The organism is Aliiroseovarius marinus, from assembly GCF_004360145.1.
In the GTDB taxonomy this organism is placed as follows: domain Bacteria; phylum Pseudomonadota; class Alphaproteobacteria; order Rhodobacterales; family Rhodobacteraceae; genus Aliiroseovarius; species Aliiroseovarius marinus.
Genome location: NZ_ML178717.1, coordinates 126,599 through 146,112, shown reverse-complemented (window position 1 = coordinate 146,112; position 19,514 = coordinate 126,599). Strand labels below are relative to the sequence as shown.

At 62.5% G+C, this 19,514-nt stretch carries 8 protein-coding genes; 2 read left to right on the top strand and 6 right to left on the bottom strand.

The window, feature by feature from the left end:
- The first annotated feature begins 344 nt into the window (after positions 1-344).
- On the top strand, positions 345-1,148 hold the full coding sequence (locus EOL43_RS08970; RefSeq protein ID WP_133487699.1) for a glutathione S-transferase family protein: 804 nt from the start codon (positions 345-347) through the stop codon (positions 1,146-1,148).
- A 198-nt stretch (positions 1,149-1,346) separates the two neighbouring features.
- Here EOL43_RS08970 and EOL43_RS08965 read toward each other — a convergent pair whose 3' ends face one another.
- The 5 genes from EOL43_RS08965 to EOL43_RS08945 form a co-directional block, all read right to left on the bottom strand.
- Positions 1,347-4,553: an efflux RND transporter permease subunit gene (locus tag EOL43_RS08965; protein ID WP_133487697.1), complete on the bottom strand. Its 3,207-nt coding sequence runs from the start codon at positions 4,551-4,553 to the stop codon at positions 1,347-1,349.
- On the bottom strand, positions 4,546-5,523 hold the full coding sequence (locus tag EOL43_RS08960; RefSeq protein WP_133487695.1) for an efflux RND transporter periplasmic adaptor subunit: 978 nt from the start codon (positions 5,521-5,523) through the stop codon (positions 4,546-4,548). The genes EOL43_RS08965 and EOL43_RS08960 overlap by 8 nt, the downstream gene beginning before the upstream one ends.
- A 335-nt stretch (positions 5,524-5,858) precedes the next feature.
- Positions 5,859-6,380: a GNAT family N-acetyltransferase gene (locus EOL43_RS08955; RefSeq protein ID WP_133487693.1), complete on the bottom strand. Its 522-nt coding sequence runs from the start codon at positions 6,378-6,380 to the stop codon at positions 5,859-5,861.
- A gap of 9 nt (positions 6,381-6,389) precedes the next feature.
- Positions 6,390-6,647 carry a YjhX family toxin gene (locus tag EOL43_RS08950; RefSeq protein ID WP_133487691.1) on the bottom strand — a complete coding sequence of 86 codons (258 nt, stop codon included), beginning with the start codon at positions 6,645-6,647 and terminating at the stop codon, positions 6,390-6,392.
- A 356-nt stretch (positions 6,648-7,003) separates the two neighbouring features.
- Positions 7,004-7,966, bottom strand: a complete 963-nt coding sequence (locus EOL43_RS08945; protein ID WP_133487689.1) for a Hint domain-containing protein — start codon at positions 7,964-7,966, stop codon at positions 7,004-7,006.
- A 441-nt stretch (positions 7,967-8,407) separates the two neighbouring features.
- Here EOL43_RS08945 and EOL43_RS08940 point away from each other — a divergent pair, with 441 nt between their 5' ends.
- Positions 8,408-8,884 (top strand): invasion associated locus B family protein, encoded by a 477-nt coding sequence (locus EOL43_RS08940; RefSeq protein WP_133487687.1) that lies wholly within the window; start codon positions 8,408-8,410, stop codon positions 8,882-8,884.
- A 33-nt stretch (positions 8,885-8,917) separates the two neighbouring features.
- On the opposite strand, the gene EOL43_RS08935 is transcribed toward EOL43_RS08940, so the two are convergent.
- On the bottom strand, positions 8,918-19,504 hold the full coding sequence (locus tag EOL43_RS08935) for a hypothetical protein (protein ID WP_133487685.1): 10,587 nt from the start codon (positions 19,502-19,504) through the stop codon (positions 8,918-8,920).
- Positions 19,505-19,514: the final 10 nt, after the last annotated feature.

Below are 19,514 nucleotides of genomic sequence, written 5' to 3'. Positions count from 1 at the left end.
TTGCTTAGTACGGTGCCGGAGTTTTGGTTAAACGGTGTGTGGTTGTGTATCCACCTCGGCGCCTGAGTATCTTGGGTTTGACCTGCAAAGTGTGAAGTGGTTGAGTTACGATTTCTGCATGGTCAGAGGGAGCGGTTGGTATCGGTGATACCAACCGTGAACCTGTTGACATAGGTCTGGATCGGTTCCCATCATTCGCGGATTTCCTATCGGTCGGCCGAAATGAGTTTCTGCCCCATGAAGTAAGCTTGGAAACGATCTTCCACTGTCGTTTATTTTGGTGCAGCATCTAGCATCCGTTGACTTTTCAGCACCAACGCCAGCCCTTTCATGGATTGAGAAATATGACCAAGCCAGTTGTTTACCACATACCTGTTTGCCCCTTTTCCCAACGGTTGGAAATTCTACTGGCCCTTCGTGGCCAGCCGGACGCGGTTGAATTCCGCGTCGTCGACATCACCAAACCGCGCGACCCGGCGCTGTTGGCAAAGACACGCGGCACGACAGCCCTGCCGGTGTTGGAAACACATGAGGGTAAGATCCTCAAAGAGAGTCTGGTGATTTTGCGCTACCTTGACGAAGTCCTTGAAGGCGCGCCTTTGCGACGCAGCGATCCGTATGAGCATGCCGTTGAATCCATGCTCATCGCCAAAGAAGGCCCCTTTACCATGGCGGGCTATATCTATGTGATGAATCAGGACATGGATCAGCGCGAGGCTTTGAACGAAAAGCTGCTGGCGCTTTACCGCGATATCAATGCTTTCCTGATGGAGCATAATCCTGAAGGCACGTTTCTGTTTCACGAATTTGGTCTAGCCGAAGCTGTGTTCACCCCAATGTTCAAACGGTTCTGGTTCCTCGATTATTACGAGGATTTCGAGCTTCCAGACGAACCCGATTATGCCCGCGTTGCAAAATGGCGTGCTGCCTGCATGGCGCATGAGGCGACGGATCAGGTGTCGGAAGAGGAGATCGTGAAGCTCTATTACGACTATGCCTTGGGCGCGGGAAATGGCGCTTTGGTGAATGGTCGAAAGGTGTCCAGCTTCGTGTTCGAACCAAGATGGCAGGACCGTCCCATGCCGCCGCGCAACAAATACGCACCTTCAGCCTCTGACAAAGAGCTTGGATTGGTCGTGGGGGATTAGGCGATTCAGGATTGTGGACTGCCGTTCATCTGACTGACGATCGACGATTGATTGGGTTGTAAACAATCCAGACAGGAACCAGGTTTCATGTTCGCTTACTCCAGAGAGCCGGCGGGAAGTCATCGCCCCTAAAGAAAAAGCAGCCCCAGTTTTCGGGGCTGCTTTGTTTTTGTGTGGACCGCCGAATGTGGCAGTTCTTTAGGTCCGGAACACGCGGTAAATCGCGGGGATCACCAGAACCGTCAGCAGGGTCGAGCTGAGCAAGCCAAAGAGCAGCGACAACGCCAACCCTTGGAAGATCGGGTCGGCCAAGATCACCGCCGCACCAATCATCGCCGCAACGGCGGTCAACAGGATCGGCTTGAAGCGGATGGCACCGGCCTCGATCAGGGTTTCGACTTTGTCCTTTGCGGGATCGGCATGCCGGATGAAATCCACCAACAGGATCGAGTTCCGTACGATGATGCCCGCAAGCGCGATGAAGCCAATCATCGACGGGGCCGAAAACGGCGCGTTGAACAGCCAATGCCCACCCATGATCCCGACGAAGGTCAGGGGGATCGGCGTCAGGATCACCAGCGGCAGTTTGAACGATCCAAACTGCATAACCACAAGGATATAGATCCCCAGAAGCGCCACGGCAAAGGCGGCCCCCATGTCGCGGAAGGTGACCCAGGTGACTTCCCATTCGCCGTCCCATAGCAGGGTGACGATGCTTTCATCCTCGGGCTGGCCGTTCATGCGGATTTCGGGCTTGGTGCCGTCTTCCCACTCCATTGCGTCCAACTGCTCGGCCACGGCGATCATGCCATAGACCGGGGCTTCGAAGTCTCCGGCAACCTCGGCGGTAACCATTTCGGCCGTGCGGCCGTTGTGCCGGAAGATCGGGTACGAGGCTTTCTCTTCAGTGATCTCGATCACGTCCCCAAGTTCCACCACGCCGCGGGCGCCGGGCAGGGCGTTGGCGGGGATCGGCGTGGACAGGAAGCGTTCGTCCAGCACCCGGTCCGCCTTGTCACGTTCCACGATGATAGGGATCGGATAGCGGCCCTCACCGCGATGCGAATACCCAACGGTTTGCCCGTGGTTCAGAAGCGCCAGCGTCGAGAAGACGTCCTGTTCCTGCACCCCGAAGAACTCCAACTGGTCCTGCGAGATCGTGATGCGCAGACGGCGTGGTTGTTCGCCGAAGCTGTCATCGACATCGACGACGAAGGGCACGCTGTCAAACGCCGCTCGGATCTTGCTGGCGGCTTCGCGACGGGTGTCGGCATCGGGGCCATAGACCTCGGCCAGCAGGGTCGCCATGACCGGCGGGCCGGGGGGCGGCTCGACCGTTTTGACGTTGGTACCTGCGGGCAGATCCAATTGGTTCACCCGTTCACGCAGTTCCAGCGCGATCTCGTGGCTCGTGCGCTCGCGGTGTTCCTTGTGGTCCAGCAGGATCTGTACGTCGCCCAGATGCGGCTGCGTGCGCAGGTAATAATGCCGGACCAGACCGTTGAAGTTGAAGGGCGCGGACGCCCCGGCATGGGTTTGCGCCGAAACAACCTCGTGCATCTGCAGGGCTTCGCGCGCCACGGCTTGCACCACGGCGTCGGTTGCCTCGATTGATGATCCTTCGGGCAGATCGACCACCACCGACAGTTCCGACTTGTTGTCGAAGGGCAAAAGCTTGACCGTCACGTCCTTGGTATAGATCAGCGCCAGAGACCCGAACGAGATCACGGCAGCGCCTAGCAGGAAGGTCAGGCTGATCGTCTTGGTCTTCAGCAAAGGACGCGCGACCGAGGCATAGATCCGCCCTAGAACGCCACCGTGATGGCCTTCCTCATCGTGATCATGCGCAGGCGCTTTGCCTGCGATCTTGATCATCAGCCACGGGGTGATGATCACCGCCACGAAGAACGAAAAGATCATCGCGGCCGAGGCGTTCGCCGGGATCGGGCTCATATACGGGCCCATCAAGCCCGACACGAACAGCATCGGCAGAAGGGCTGCCACAACGGTCAGGGTTGCAACGATGGTTGGGTTGCCCACCTCGGCCACTGCACGGATGGCTTTGGTCACGCGATCCGCCTTGTCCTGCATGCCCCAATGGCGGGCGATGTTCTCGATCACCACAATGGCGTCATCCACAAGGATCCCGATCGAGAAGATCAGCGCGAAAAGCGACACGCGGTTCAGCGTGTAGCCCATGACCCATGCCGCAAAAAGCGTCAGCAGGATGGTGACCGGGATCACCACGGCGACCACGATGGATTCGCGCCAGCCGATGGTGAACAGCACCAGCGCCACGATAGACACCGTCGCTAGCCCCAAGTGGAACAGAAGCTCGTTCGCCTTCTCGTCTGCCGTTTCGCCATAGTCGCGGGTGACGTCAATCTGCACGGTTTCGGGGATCAGGTCATGCTCCAGCATGTGGACGCGGTGCAGGATCTCCTCGGCCACGACCACGGCGTTGGCGCCGGCGCGTTTGGCAACGGCCAGCGTAACGGCAGGGGTGCGGATGATCTCTCGGGCCTCATTGCGCGTGACATTGGCGACGATCTTGTCCGAGGTGTCCGGCACGAAGCTGACATTGGCGACGTCGCGCACATAGACCGGGCGGTTGTCGCGCGTGGTCAGAAGCAGGTTTGCAACGTCCGAGGACGCCTGCAATGTCTGGCCGGCTGCCAACATCACCTGCTGCCCGCCGTCGCGAATATACCCGGTGCTGAACGCGCGGTTTGCGCCTTGGACCTTGCCGACCAGCTGTTGCAAGGTGACACCATACAGCGCCAGACGCTCGGGGTCCGGGGCGATGCGGATCGCTTCGGGGCTTTCGCCGACCAGATAGGTCAGGCCCACGTCTTGGATCTTGGCGACCTCGACCTGCAGTTTGCGGGCAATCCGTGTCAGGTCGTTGGCGGTCGTGTGTTCGGCGGTGGGTTTGGGGGTCAGCGTCAGCGACACGATGGCCACGTCGTCGATCCCGCGCCCGACGATCAGGGGTTCGTTGATCCCAACCGGGATGCGATCCATGTTCGCGCGCACCTTGTCATGCACCCGCAAAATCGCGGTATCTGCCGAGGTGCCAACCAAGAACCGCGCCATCACAAGCGCATAGTCGTCGCTGGTCTGCGAATAGACATGCTCGACCCCGTTGATGCCCTGCACGATGCTTTCCATCGGCTCGGTCACCAGCTTGGCGGCATCTTCTGCTTTCAGGCCCGGCGCTTGGATGTGGATATCCACCATCGGGACCGAAATCTGCGGCTCTTCTTCCCGCGGTAGGCTGACCAGTGCCACAAGGCCGACGGCAAGCGAGGCCAAGATCATCAATGGGGTCAGGGCCGAGCGGATGAACGCCTTGGTCAATCCGCCCGCAATGCCCAGCGAGGGGGTGTTTGGCTGATTACTCATGGCTGGTCACCACCTGTTCGCCTGCGGTGAGACCCGACAGAATTTCAATCATCTCGACGCCGTCCATCTGGTGCGCGCCACCCGTGACGACCGAGCGCTGCGACTTCGCGCCGTCTGCGGACTGCACGGTGACGAAGTCCAGCCCCATGCGGGTCGAAACTGTGCCTTCGGGTACCAGCAAAGTCGTCGACTTGCCCACCGGCAGGCGCACCAACACGCGGGCGTCCACAAAGTCGGTCTCCATGCCTGCGAATTCCACGTCGACGATCACGCGGCCGTTTTCGATTTGGGGATAGAGCTTGGCCAGGACCCCGGTGGTCTCGCCTTCATCGCCGCCAATGCGGATTTCCGCACCTTCTTCCAGATAGTTCGCATGGCGTTCCGGCACAGCAAGGCGCAGGAAGAAGCCGCCTCCGCCGATCTCGGCGATACTTTCGCCGGGCATGACGACAGAGCCTTCGGTCAAGGGAACTTGAAGAACCGCGCCGCCGATCGGCGCCAGCACAGCGCCTTCCGCTTCGCGCTGTTCCAAAACGCTCCGTTCGGCCTGCGCGGTGCCGATTTGTCCCTTGATCACGTCCACGCGCGTGCGCAGCTGATCCAGTTGTTGTGCGGTGGCGACCCCACGTTCCAGCAGGTCTTCGCCACGCTTCAGGTCAGCCGAAGCCGTGTCCAACTGCGACTCCAGCGAGGTCAGCGTCGCATCCACCGCGTTCAGTTGTAGGGTTAGCTTTTCGTCCGTGATGCTGGCGATCTGCTGGCCTTTCTCGACCGTGGAACCCTCGGAGACGTCGATCGAGATGATCGTGCCACCAAGTCGCGACCGCGCCTGAACGCGATCACGCGCTTCGATCCGGCCAAACACGGCTTTCCATTCAGTGACGTCGACAGCATTTGCGACGAACGGTTCTTCGGCCGTGGCCGCAAACGGGAACAAGGCAACCAACAGGGGCAAAACTATTCTACGCATCGCAATCTCCTTTGCGGTGGGTGGCTCAAACCGAGTCCGTACATTCGCGTGAAACACAACCAGTTCCAGCTTGGGCCAAAAGTATATACGAGTCGCTCGTAGTGGGACTTGATCAGGATCAATATATTCAAAATAGTGAATATGAAAGAGGCTTTCAACCACGTAGGGCTCAAGCGGCTAAAAATCAGCAGCAAAGTAAATCCCATGGGCGCGTAATGTTTAGCATGAGCGCGCCCATGGGATTGGTCAGAGCTGACCGTATGCCACGACCCGGAGGACAAACCAAGCATCTGATGCAGAACAACAAATGCCCGATTTGCCCGTCGCAGGCCGCGCTATCCGTAGGCGGATGTGTCCCAGAGCTCGGGATGCATGAATGCCTCGACCGCCGTGGGTTTTCCGCTAAGAGGCGCCACGGCCCCAGGCGTCAGCTCAAGCGCCATCCAGGATTCTGGAATGGTCAAAAGCTCGGGGTAGGGGGTCTGTTTGTCCGTCGGAACATACCCATAGCGCGGATAGAAGTCGGGCACGCCAAGGACAAACACAGCGTCCACGCCGATAGATCGAAGATGGTCGATGCTGCGCTCCATCAGCTCTTTCCCAACCCCTGACCCTTGATGCTGGGGCAACACGGCGCAAGGCGCCAGCAGGTAACATGTTGTGCCTGGATGGTCCTGAAAGACAAAGGGTGTGAACAGTACGTTGCCAGCGATGGCCCCCTCGCGCCGCGCGCTGATTGAGATCGTGTCCGGCAGCGCAAGAAGCGCGCGCGCCAGCGCGGCGATCTCGGGGCCTTCTTCGTCACCAAAGGCCAGCAGATGAACATTCAGAATGTCTTCGATGTCTGTTTGGTTCATTGGTCTTTCCTATCGTTGGTTCATTTGCGCGCGTACGGATTTGATCCCCAGAGGAGAGACCCGGTAGGGAGCACCGTTTTTCGAGCGGATGAAGCGTTTCTTTAAAAGTCGCTGGAAAACGCTGAGCGTGCAATCGGACAGCACATGGCCGTCGCGCGTATAACAGATCACGCTGTGGATTTTTCCGTTTTCCAGGCGTTCATGATGGATGGACCCGCCAAGGGCGAGCTCATGCAAAACACGTTGTTCGTGCTTTGAGATATTCATTGGAGTGTCTCGATCTTACGAAAGTACAGAAACAGGCACACTCAGCATCGCGCGTGAGTGTGGCTATCAATGTGGGTGTTCCTGAATTTGGGTCGCCAGGAACGGGCGTTAGGCCCGGGACTCTTTCATAAAATCTCCATGAGCAAGAGGCAGCGTGCCTCGTGCGTATGGGGCACAGCTAGGGAACGCCATCTGGCGCGTCAACCCGCAGGAGGATGGGAATGCTCAAGTTTCGGGAAGGCTGGTGTTTCTGCGACACAAAGCCTGCGTGATGCTGGGCTGGGTCGTCTGGCCCGGGGGGCAGTCAGAAGGGGGTGAAGCCCGCACATTTAATGCGGGCTTCGGTTTGCTTCGTGTCAGGACGCCGCAAGCAGCGCTGCTTCATGGCGTTTTGCTACGCGGCGGGCGACGGGATCTTGACCCGTGCGGCTCATCAGTTCGGGGAAGAGGGTCAGAAGCTCTTCAACCGACTCTTTCGGAAGCGCTTTCACGCTTTCCGGGCCGATATACAGGCTTTCGGTCAGCGCACCGTCCGTCTCAACGATCTCGTGCTGGTCAAACAGCAGGTGGACATAGGTCACCTGGCCACCGGGAAGACGGCGCACCTTGTCACCTGTCGCAAGATGTGCTGCTGCGACAAGCACTTGATCGCTGCCACAGTAAAGCTCGGCTTTCCAGCCGCTGACCAGAACACGGTGCTGCGGGGATACGCGCAGCGCCTGCTTGTTTCCGATCGCACCCGGCGTAAACTCGATCGGCGCCATGTCACCTTCGGCTTCAACCTTGGCGGTGCCAACCCAGCGGACCGGCTGGAAGCCGTTGTCCATGGTCCACACCATGTCACCGACCTGAATGTCCTCAACGGCGCGAGGGCCGTCCAGAGTTTCGATCAGCGTGCCGGCGACGAAACATGGGAAAGGAACCGGATCCGTCGTGTTCAACGTGTTAACGGTCAGCTTGGTGTTACCATTCTGCACGTTCGGATAGTCCGGATCACCGGGCTGCCCCGTCAGGTCGATCGCATAGGTCGTCCCCACCGGAAGCGGCGCGTTGGGATCGGTCGACCCGGTCAGACGAATGAACGCGGTGGGCTGCAAGGGATCGCCCCGCACATCACCAGATCCAAGGTATTCGTAGGTGTATTCAACCCCACCGATCGTTACGGTGTCACCTGTGGACACGACTTCCAGTGTCGTTAATCCAGAGGGCTCGTTGAAGATCGCATTCGGCGTGTTGTTCGTGGTGATGTTGATGTTCGAACCGGGCGACAGAAACGGGTCGCCATTCACATCCTGGAGCGTGAGATTAATTGTTGCCATGTGCTTATCTGTGTTGCTTCATTTTCAAGGGTCTGCTGTGGGTTGGCAGCATTGTTTCCCCAAGGGTAATAACAATTCGCAAATGAATCGCGAAATCTCTCGTTAGGTAAGCTTTGAATATGGCGCCTTTGAGGCGTTGGGAAGGCTGTTTGCAAAACACAACCATTAGGTGTGGGAATGGAGGCGACCGAGCCAAGCACCTGCCATTTTTTGCGCATGCTGGATTGTGTCTGCACAATTCCACGTCGAAGAATTATCAACGACAGATTGCGGCGGTCATTTCTGCGCAAATGCATATCGGACCCTTTTCACAACAAGTCCCGACAATTGCTGCGCCAACTCTGGCAATGCTTGACACAGGCAACAGCTTCTCGCTTTCTGGTCCGGACGCCGAATACAGCGCGATTGAGACCAGAAATTTAGTTTAGAAAAGAGGCCCCTATGATCCGATTTGCTGCAACCTGCCTGCTTGTATCCACACTTCCGATGATCGCGCAGGCGCAAGAGGCGCGCAATTGGCAACAACAGTGCCTCTCGGCAGCGCGTGGGGCCACGCTGGTGTGTCGGGCGACGCAGACCGTGATTGACGCACAAAGTGGCGCGCCGATTGTGCGCAGCACGGTTGTGACCTCGGAAGAGCTGGACCTTCCGGGCCATGCGTTGTTGTCTGTTGAGTTGCCCGTCGGCGTGCATATCCCGACTGGCGTCACGCTTGGCAACATCACCTTGGCGCTTGAAACCTGCGATACCGCGGCCTGCTATGCACAAACGCCGTTCTCGGGCGAGATTTCAGAGATGTTCCTGTCCGGGGGCGAGCAGCCACTGACCTTCCGGATGGCGCCTGATCAGGACGTTAGCTTCACCCTTCAGCTTGATGGGTTTGCGCAAAGCTTTGACGCGATCAAGCTGGCCGAGTAAGCCGGCCTAAAGCGCGCCAAGACGCGGCGCGCTTTAGAACGCGTGTTCGAACCGGAAGCCAACGCTGTGTGAGGTTGCGTTTCCAAGCCAGCGACGTTCGGCCACGATCTCGGCCGAGGTCAGCGGTGCCAGCTCCAAGCCGACCGAGGCCTCGACAGCCCAGCTGTCTTCCAGCGCATCAGTCACATTGAACGGATCGGATCCTGCGGGGCTTGCGACGAACTGTCCGACCGAGCTGGCCGAGCGATTGCCCAGATAGGTCTGACGCGACAGCTTCAGCCCGCCGGTGACCGTGGTGCATTGCGCACGGCAGCCGTCCTGCAGCGGGCCGTCAAAGCCCAGCTCGATGGACGGGGTGAAGACCACGAACCAGTCCGCGCTGTGCTCCAGTGCCAGCGCAAGATCTCCACCACGTTCATTCAGGGCTTGCGAGGAGGTCTTGCCAAGGCTCAGATGCGCGCCCGGACGGACAAAGAAGCCTTGGGCCAGATCAAACTGTTTTTCAGCGCCCAAGGACAGCGCCACGCTGGTGGTGTTCAGCGTTCCTTTGGTCTTACCGCCGATGAACGGATAACGCCGGACTTTCGAGTTTGCCTGTCCAGCGGCCAGTCCAAAGGTCCAGTCGATCCCATACCGGGCGACATCATAGCTGAGGCCCAGCATCGCGTGACGCCCGGTTGCGCTGGCACCGGTCCGTGTATGGCTGGTGCTGTGCGAGCCGAAATCGAACCCGAGCCCAAGACGTGCGCCACTGTCCAGCATACGTGCCGCGCTAAGCTGCGCGGTGGCACGCGACGTCTTCTGATCTTGGTATTCGAAATCCCCGCGGCGGCGGCTCTTTTCGCTGGCAAAGCTGAAGGTCAGGCAGCTGGATTGCTCTTCCGACAGGTCACAGCGCCCGAACCGCTCCGAGAAGCCCAGCAGACCTTGGTGATCCGAGGCTTTGCGGGCGGCGTAGACGTCGGCGTTCATGGTGTCATAGAGCAGCGGTAGATAGCTTGCGTCCGGCACCCAGAACAGTGCCTGTGAAAGCCCCTGCAATCCGGTCGGTGCGCCCTCAATGAAGGCCGAGTTTAGGTGCTCGCCCAGCGAGGTTTCGTTGCGGTTGAAGTTGGCCTCTTCCGGTGCGAAGTCTACGTCCCATTCCACCGCAAGCTCATTCGCAGATAGGGCGGCGATCTTGTAATCGACGATGGCGCTGGGCGCGATATCAAGGGTCAGCCCGCCCATATCCGCACCGCCCGATGCGGTCGAGAACGTGGCGCGCGAAATGCCCGACCGCAGATGCGTCGCGTTATAGGTCAGGACGGACAGCGTGCCATCCCAATTGGCAGACCCGGTGTTGATCAGGTGGTCCGCGGTGCGGGTGCCGAAATCAAGGTCGATGAAGGTGGTTCCGGTTGTGGTTTGCTGGAAGTCTCCCGTCAGATATAGATCATCAAGGGTCGCAGGGCGTGCGACGGGGTCATAGGCTGCAATCAGCGCGTCATAATTCAGATAGCCGGTATCGCCGAATGACAATTCGCCTGCATTTCTGAGAAGTCCCGAGGCGCCAGCGCTGCCGTCATGCAGATGCGATTGCGCGCCCAGCAGCATTAGAGCGCCGTCTTGGTTGTCGAACAGGTTCTGCCCGGCGCCCAGATCGAACGTGCCGACGAAAATGCCTGCGTTGGTGATTACGTCATTGCCGCTTTGGGCCTCGATCACGGTGGCGTCCAATCCGCCAGAGGATTGCAGCTGCCCTTCGTTGGTCAGCGAATTGTCGGTGCCGCCGACCAGAGACACCGTGGCCGTGTCCGTGCCGCCGGTGACGGTCGATCCCTTACCGATGCCGATCTCGACCCGGTTTGCGGGACCGCCGATGGCCGTGGTTTGGGCAAGGATCGCATGGGCGCCTTTGCCCAGAACGGTAATGTCCCCTGAATAGTTGACGGTGACGCTGCCCGACGGCGCGCCGTTCCCGTCAAGCGCGGTGGCAAAGATGCCGTGGGCGCCGTCGCCTGCGGTGATGATCGTGCCGGTGTGATCCACAAGCACATCGCCCGCGGTCCCGACTGCACCTGTGCTGCCGACCAGCCCCCTGCCTTCACCGATCTGGCCCAGCAGGCCGCCGCCGCCGCCAACCGACTGTGCGAAAATCGCCGTCGCGCCGTCGCCCAGTGTCACAATTGCGCCGTTGCTGATCACGGTGACGTCTCCGCCATTGCCGCCCGCACCGCCGGAAGCGCCAAAGGCCAGAGCGCTTGTGTTTTCCTCGCCTTGGACGCCACGGTCGACATTGCCGGCCATGCCGCCACCGCCGCCGACGGATTGTGCAAAGATGCCATATCCTGCGGTCCCGGCAGTCAGGATCAGGCCATCATTCGTGACCAGAACATCCCCGCCGTGACCCCCAGCACCGCCCGAGCCACCCAGCCCGATGGTACCCGTTTCGCCAACGGCACCATAGCCGCCAAGGCCACCGCCACCGCCGACGGATTGTGCAAAGACCCCAATGGCCCCTTCGCCCAGTGCCATCACGTTGCCACGGTTGGCCACGGTCACCAGACCACCATCCCCGCTGGCGCCACCGCGACCACCGACGGCGATTTCGAACCGGCTGACGCCGTCTTCTTCGTCTTCCGCTTCAGGCGCTTCAGGTGCCTCGGGCGGTTCGGGAGCAGGGGGCAGGCCCGGGACATCCGGCGCCTCGGGTAGATTTGCCACCACGGGCAGGCCAGGCAAACCGGGCAGACCCGGAAGCCCGGGTACCGTGATGCCATTCAAGCCCGGCAGACCGCCCAGATCCTTCAGGCTGGGCAGGTCGGGCAAGTTGGTAAAATTGGGCATCGTGGGGAGGCCCGGAAGACCCGGTGCGCCGGGCAGGCCGGGTGTGGAGCCAACCGAGGGGAAGGCCGGAAGGGCAGGGATTGTCGGCAGGTTTGCTACCAGATCACCGCCGATGGCGACCAGCTCGTCGATGGTGGGCTTGCCGTGTTCGCCATGGCCCCCGACGCCACCGCCGCCGCCGACGGATTGCGCCATGATACCGAACGCATTCGCGCCATAGGTCACGACCCAGCTGTCATTCTCGACAGTCACCGCGCCGCCATTCCCAGCTGCGCCGCCGTCGCCGCCCATCGTCAACACGCGCGAGCGGTTCTGCGGGCCATTGGGCTGGTTGGTGTCCTCTTTCCCGGCAAAGATCGTGACGGCTTTCGAGTTGCCGCCCGCGCCGCCGCCACCACCGATGGACTGCGCCATGACGCCGTGCGAGTTCAGGCCGAACGTGTTCACAACCCCGTCGATGTCGACGTTCACCGCGCCGCCATGTGCGCCGGTTCCGCCCTGACCGCCAATCCCGACAGCCACCGCAAGATTGCGCGCGGGATCGCCATTTTGTCCGTTTGCGGGGGTGGTGGCGCGTGTCATGGCCAATGCCGACCCGCCTGCGCCACCACCGCCGCCAATCGACTGCGCCAGTACACCTTCCGAGAACGCCCCCGTGGTCAGAAGGTATCCCGCGTGGGCCACATGGACCGCGCTGCCGATATTGCCAGTGCCGCCCGCACCACCGATGGCGAAGGCGTATTGGTTCGTGTCCCCTCCGCGTCCCATCGCTGCGCTGCCGGTAAAGCCACCCGCGCCACCGCCGCCGCCGATGGATTGGGCTTGGATGCCGCGGCTGAGAATGCCTTGCGTATAAAGAGCGGCTGTGTTGGTGACCGAGACCCGGTCTGCAAAGCCGCCATCGCCGCCGTCTCCGCCCAGCGACAGACCAAATGCAGTGCTGTCCGCGCCCGAGAAGGCAAGCGACAAGGCTTGGTTTGCGGTGCCGCCGCCGCCGCCGATGGATTGCGCCAAGATGGCATGCGAGTTCGCCGCCAGTGTGGTGATGCCTGCGTCGTTTTGTACGTCGACGGTGCCAGCGTGGTTGCCGTCGCCGCCAGCTCCGCCAAGGCCTACGAAGAATTGCTTCGCGCCCGATCCCGATTTCTTCGCAACGATGCTGCCGGCCACGGCCTGTCCACCGTTGCCGCCACCGCCGCCGATGGATTGCGCTGTGATGCCGTGGCTGCGCGTGCCACCGGTCGAGATCGCCGCCGTGTTGGTGACCGTCACGCCCGACGCGTATCCGCCCATGACGCCATCACCTCCACTCGCCAGCGACAGCTGTGCGGCTTCGTTGTCCAAGGCGAAGTTGAACGCCATCGCGCCTCCGCCAGAACCACCGCCGCCACCCAGAGACAGCGCGCTGATGCCGATCGCATCTGCGCCACGCGTCAGGATCATTCCATTCGAGGTCACGTCCACGGTGCCGCCATAGTGCCCGGTCCCGCCGTTGCCGCCCAGTTGCAGGTTCAGCGTTTTTCCATCGTCAAACGATCCGGCAAAGGCGCCTGCAAAGCCGCCGGTGCCGCCACCGCCGCCCACGGCGTGTGCCATGATGCCACCGCTGCCATCCGCAGCTGTGTCGATCACGCTGTTCGACACCACCGAAACCGCGCCGGAATGTCCGCCGCTGCCGCCCGTGCCGCCCAGCGTCACCGCAACGCCATTGGCTTTCGAGGACAGCGCCAGCCCGATATTCACCCCGGCATTACCACCACCTCCGCCAATCGAGCGCGCCACAATCCCGGCTGCATTCACGCCTTGCGTGACGACATGTCCGTTCGACACGATCCGCACATCGCCCGCGCGCGATCCGGTGCCACCATCGGCCCCCAGTTGCAGCGACAGAGCGTTCGATTTCGACAGCGCACCAGACAGGTGCAGGTTCGCCGAGCCGCCTCCACCGCCAATGCTTTCCGCCACGATGCCCGCGCTGCCTGCGCCGGCTGTGTAGATGTTGGCGTGCAGTTCTTCCAGCGTGACCGTGCCACCAGCGCCGCCCGATCCACCGCGACCGCCCATGGTCAGGCTCAGCCCGGCACCGCTGGTGCCCTGCGCGGCCATGGTGAAGCTGCCATTGCCGCCGCCGCCACCGATGGATTGCGCGCGAATTGCGGCTGCGTCATCGCCGCGCGTGTACAGGGTGATCAACGCGCCCGCCGCGCCGACTTGCCCGGTGACCGTGCCAGCATTGCCGCCAGCCCCGCCGCTTGAGCCCATAGACAGGCTGCCACCAGCCCCTTTGTTGCCGCCGCCCGCGATAATGTAGGATCCGTTGCCGCCGCCGCCGCCAATCGATTGCAGTTGCACCGCGTCGGCGCCTTGGCCGTATGTTTGCAAGGACGTGCCACCGCCCGCAATCCCGGTCTGGATCAGCGCGACGTTGCTGCCAGCGCCGCCGATGCCGCCGCTGGCTCCGATGGTCAGGCTGGCTGATGCCGACCCGGCGGCCCGCAACGACAACGTGCCGCCTGCCATGCCGCCGCCACCGCCGACGGACTGCGCCAGAAGCGCCTGCGCGCCTTCACCAGATGTCGAGATGCTGCCTGAATTGGTGACGTAGACCGCACCGCCATTGCCGCCATTTCCACCGCTGCCACCCAGCGCAAGGGTCAGCGCATTGCCCGAGGTCGCCGACAAGCTGCCCGCAGACCCCGCTGTGCCACCGCCACCGCCGATGGATTGTGCCACCAGCCCGGCCGAACGATCACCCAGCGTGAACAGGTCCCCGGTGTTGTAAACTGTCACCAGACCGCCCGCACCGCCGCTGCCGGCGTTCCCGCCGAGGCTAACCGTCGCCGCGCGCCCTGAACTGGCCGTGCCGCCCAGCGTGAAGCCGCCATTGCCGCCGCCCCCGCCGATGGACTGCGCCAGCAATCCGTCTGACTGCACGCCGCCCGTTGTGATGTCGCCGGTGTTCGTCACCTCGACCGAGCCGCCCTGCACCGCACCTGCGCCAGCACCGCCAATGGTCACGCCCATGTTGGCAGATCTGGCCAGAGTGCCGCCGATGGTGAAGCCTCCGTTTCCGCCGCCTCCGCCGATCGACTGCGCCGCAAGGCCCATTGCGAAATCACCCGCTGTGATGATGCTGGCTGCGTTGGTCACGCCGACAAAGCTACCCGCACCGCCCGCGCTACCGCGCCCGCCGATGCCCACATTGGCCGCGGCGGTTCTGCTGAAGCTGCCAGTGATGGCGAAGCCACCGTTGCCGCCGCCTCCGCCAATGGATTGCGCCAGAATACCGGCCGAGTGATCGCCCAGCGTCAGCAGCTGGCCTTCGGCACTGACCTGCACCGATCCGGCCGCTCCGCCAGAGGCACCACGCCCGCCAAGGGCAAAGCCTCCGTTCGCGGTCGAGGACACACCCGCCTTGGCCGAGAAGCCGCCATTACCGCCGCCGCCGCCAATCGACTGCGCAAGGATCGCACCCGAGAAGCTGCCCGCAGTGCTGATGTCTTTAAAGCTGTCCAAGGTCACGCTGCTGCCCGCGCCACCTGCGCCGCCCGCACCACCCAGCGCCACGTTCAACGCTGCCGTGCCTGCGTTCAGCCCGCCCGAGACCGCAAAGCCTCCGTTGCCGCCGCCACCGCCGATGGACTGTGCCGACAGGCCCGTGGCGTGATCGCCCAGCGTGGTGACCGCAGCGCGGCTGGTCAAAGTGACCGTGTTGCCATTGGCGCCCGTGCCGCCGGACCCGCCCATCGCCATGCCCGCGGTGAACGCGCTGTTCGAGGCATCCGCCCCGATGGCGAAGCCGCCATTGCCGCCGCCGCCACCGATGGATTGTGCCAGAACCCCGACCGAGCCGTCGCCTTCGGTGCGGATGGATGTGTCAAATGCCGTTGTGCCCAGCGAAACCGCGACCGCGCCACCGATCTGGCCGTTGCCACCCGATCCGCCCATCGCCAGTGTCGCCCGGTTGCCGCCGAAGCCACCGGACAGGGCGAAGCCGCCATTGCCGCCGCCGCCGCCCACGGATTGCGCCACAAGCCCGTGGGACATGTCGCCTGTGGTCAGAATGCTTTCGGTTACGCTCGCGGTGACATATCCGCCGCGACCGCCGATGCTGGCGGAGCCGCCGAAGGCCATCGTAGCGCTGCCGGTGCCAGCATTCGCGCTGGAGGCCGAGAAGCCGCCATTGCCGCCACCGCCACCGATGGATTGGGCAATAATGGCCGTCGAGTTGTCGCCATAGGTTTCGATGTTGCGATCCGGAATGGCCGAGTTCGCCACGATGACGTCAACCCGTCCGCCATGTCCGCCAATGCCTCCAGCCCCGCCGAAGCCCAGCCCGACCGAGCCCGTCGCTGCAAAGCTGCCCGAGCTGGACATGCCACCATTTCCGCCGCCGCCACCGATGGATTGTGCCACCAGCGCATTGGCGTTGTTACCAAAGGTCCATGCGCCGTTCGAAGCGCGCAGATCGACCCGTGCGCCGTTGCCTCCGACGCCGCCGGATCCCCCGATGCTGGCGGTTGCGCTGGCGGTGAAGCTGGCCGAGGCGCTGATCGCCATGCCGCCGTCTCCGCCGCCGCCGCCGATAGATTGCGCCAGAACGCCGGTCGCACCGTCGCCTTGTGTCAGAACCAGCCCGGCTGCGTTGGCCCAAACGTCTGCGCCATTTCCGCCGCCGCCGCCACGTCCACCAAGGGACAAGCTGCCCGAGGCGGTTCCAGATAGCGCGCCTGCGATGGCCATGCCGCCACGACCGCCACCGCCGCCAATGGATTGCGCGACAAGGCCAGACGACATGTCGCCTGCCGTGACAATGGCGCCATTTGCGGTCACCGATACGCGCTGGGATGTGCCGCCATCGCCGCCTGCGCCGCCAAGGGCGACCGACAGCGCCCCTTTACCCGAGGCACCTGCCGCAAGGGCCATCCCGCCATTGCCGCCACCACCGCCAAGCGATTGTGCCAAGATACCTGTAGCATGATCGCCTTGGGTGCCGATCCGGTCATATGTCGTGACGGTGACGGTCCGTCCGCCGCCACCAGCACCTGCAGCGCCGCCCACGGCCACCGACAAGGTGCCGCCGCCACTGGCCGCGCCTGCAACTGCGAAGCCGCCATTGCCGCCACCACCGCCGATGGACTGCGCAACGATCCCGTGCGCGCCGTCACCAGATGTGTCGATCTGACCACGCGATGTGACGTTGACATGCCCAGCATAGGTGCCCAGCGATCCGCTACCGCCCAGGGCCAGCGATCCCGCCCCAACGCCGCCAAAGCTTTGCGCCATCGAGTGGCCGCCATTACCGCCGCCGCCACCGATTGACTGCGCCACAATGCCCGCGGACATCAGCCCGGCTGTGGCAATGTTTCCGTGGCTGTCGACGGTGACGTTCGCCCCGCCGCCGCCACGTGCCCCGCTGCCGCCTAAGGCGAAGCTTAGGCTTCCGACGCCGCTCATGGCGCCTGAGAAGGCAAAGCCCCCATTACCGCCACCACCGCCAATCGACTGGGCCAAGATCGCGGTCGAACGATCTCCGAGTGTGAGAAGGTTATGGTATGTCGTGACACTTACGCTTTGGGCCTGACCACCCGCAGCGCCCGATCCGCCCAACGCAAAGCTGAGCGCACCGGTGGCCGCGGCCGCGCCTGAAACCGCGTAGCCGCCATTGCCGCCGCCGCCGCCCAAGGATTGTGCACGTACGGCGCTGGACCAATCGCCTTCGGTTCGAATGGCACCGCGATAGTTTACGGTCACGTTTCCAGCGCCACCCCCGACGCCACCATTGGCCCCAAGGGCGAAGGCGGCCGAGAAGCCCGCGCCGAACGCGCTGGACATCGCCGCGCCGCCATTGCCGCCGCCGCCGCCGATGGATTGCGCCAGAATGCCGTCTGCGTAATCCCCGCGTGTTGTGATGTTGGCCGAGCCCGAGAAGCCGCTATTGTTCGTGACCTCTACGGAAGCGCCGCCGCCGCCAAATCCCCCGCTTCCGCCCATGGCGAAAGAGCCAAAGGCTCCGGACGCGGTGGCCGAGCCGCCGGTTCCGCCGCCGCCGCCAATACTTTGTGCAGAAATGCCGGTGGAATAGTGCCCCCAGGTGGACACATATCCATCATTCCGTACGATGGCCAAGCCGCCATTGCCGCCAAATCCGCCGCGTCCGCCGATGGCCGCCATGCCGCTGGCGTTGCCGCCGTGACCACCGCCGCCGCCAATGGACTGGACGAAGATGCCGATCGCGTCCTGACCGGCCGTATAAATCGCGCCGCTATTCTCGACGATGGCCTGATTAGATGATCCGGCCGAGTTGCCGTCACCGCCAAGCGCGCCCGCGCCATTGGCGCTGCCACCGACACCGCCGCCGCCACCGATGGACTGCGCCAGAATGCCGTGGCTGCGCCGACCCCAGTGGGTGTTAATAGTGCCGCGGTTGATGACTTTCAGCCCGGCGCTGTCCCCGCCAAGGCCACCCGTGCCGCCAATGGCATAGGCCCCATCCGCCGCGCCACCGGCTCCGCCTCCGCCACCAATGGATTGTGCCAGAATTCCGACCGCATCATAAGCGCCCCAGGTGTCAATCGAGGCATTGTTGGTCACAAAGACGCCGCTGCCGTTGCCACCGGAGAGTCCGTTGCCGCCCGCCGAGAACAGATAGCCCCCGGACCCAGCTGTACCAGCGAAGCCGCCAATGGACTGTGCCAGAATGCCGTTGGCGCCCGCACCGCGTGTCACGATGCTGGCCCAGTTCTGGTTCGTTACATAGACGATGCCCCCACTCGAGGCCGCACCACCTGCGCCGCCCGATCCGGATACCCAGCCGCCATTGCCGCCCAGACCACCGCCGCCGCCCAACGATTGCGCCACGATCCCAGAGGATCGGAATCCATGGGTGCTGATCGAGGCCATGTTGTTCAGAACAACGTATTCGCCGCGTCCACCGATGCCACCACTTCCGCCCCCGCCGATGAGCGTCCCATTGTGCCCATTGCCGCCATTGCCGCCCTTGCTGCGTATCAGGATCCCGGCCGCATCGTTTCCATAGGTGGTGATGCGGCCCTGAATGATCGCGCCAAGCACGCCGCCGCGGCCCCCAGGTCCACCGTAGGTGCGGTCGCTTGAGCCGCCAGAGCCATGGCCGCCATAGCTTTCTACCACGACGCCGTGGCCGCGATCACCGGTGGTCACCATCTGGAACGCGTTGCCAGCCGCCCAATTGGCATATTGGGCGTTGCTGCGGTCATGGCCGAAGTCTTTAGTCGTGTCGTCGAAGTATATCGCCCCGTCGCCCGGACCGCGGGTCGGGTAAGAATTGTCGATCCTTAAGGACAGATCGCTGCCGGAGAAGCCAAAGCGTTCGTCAAGATAGGGAAGGTTCACATCCCCTTGCATCAGATATGCACCGTACGAGCTGAGCTGAACCGCAGAGGCGCCGAAGCCACTGGCGCCAATGTATCGACCATTCCCATCCGGCAGAAGCCGCGCTTCGAAATCGGTGCCATAATCCAGATAGGGCTGCGCGTAGGTAAGCAGGCGAATGGCCGAGATGTTGTTGGTGACGATCGGGCGATCCAGATAGGCGACCTCGATCTCTGAGAATGTGTTTGGGTTGAACGGATTGAGCAGGTGCCAGCCGGCTAGGGGAACAAAGGTGAATTTCGGGAAGTGAACGCCGTTTGACTGATTGCCTTCGCAGAAGACCTCGACAATCGCGCCCGAAACAGGATTGCCGTCATCTTCTAGACACGGATCATTGGCCAAGGCCGGGGCGCCAACCAACGCATGAAGCCCGGCCAAAAGACCGAGT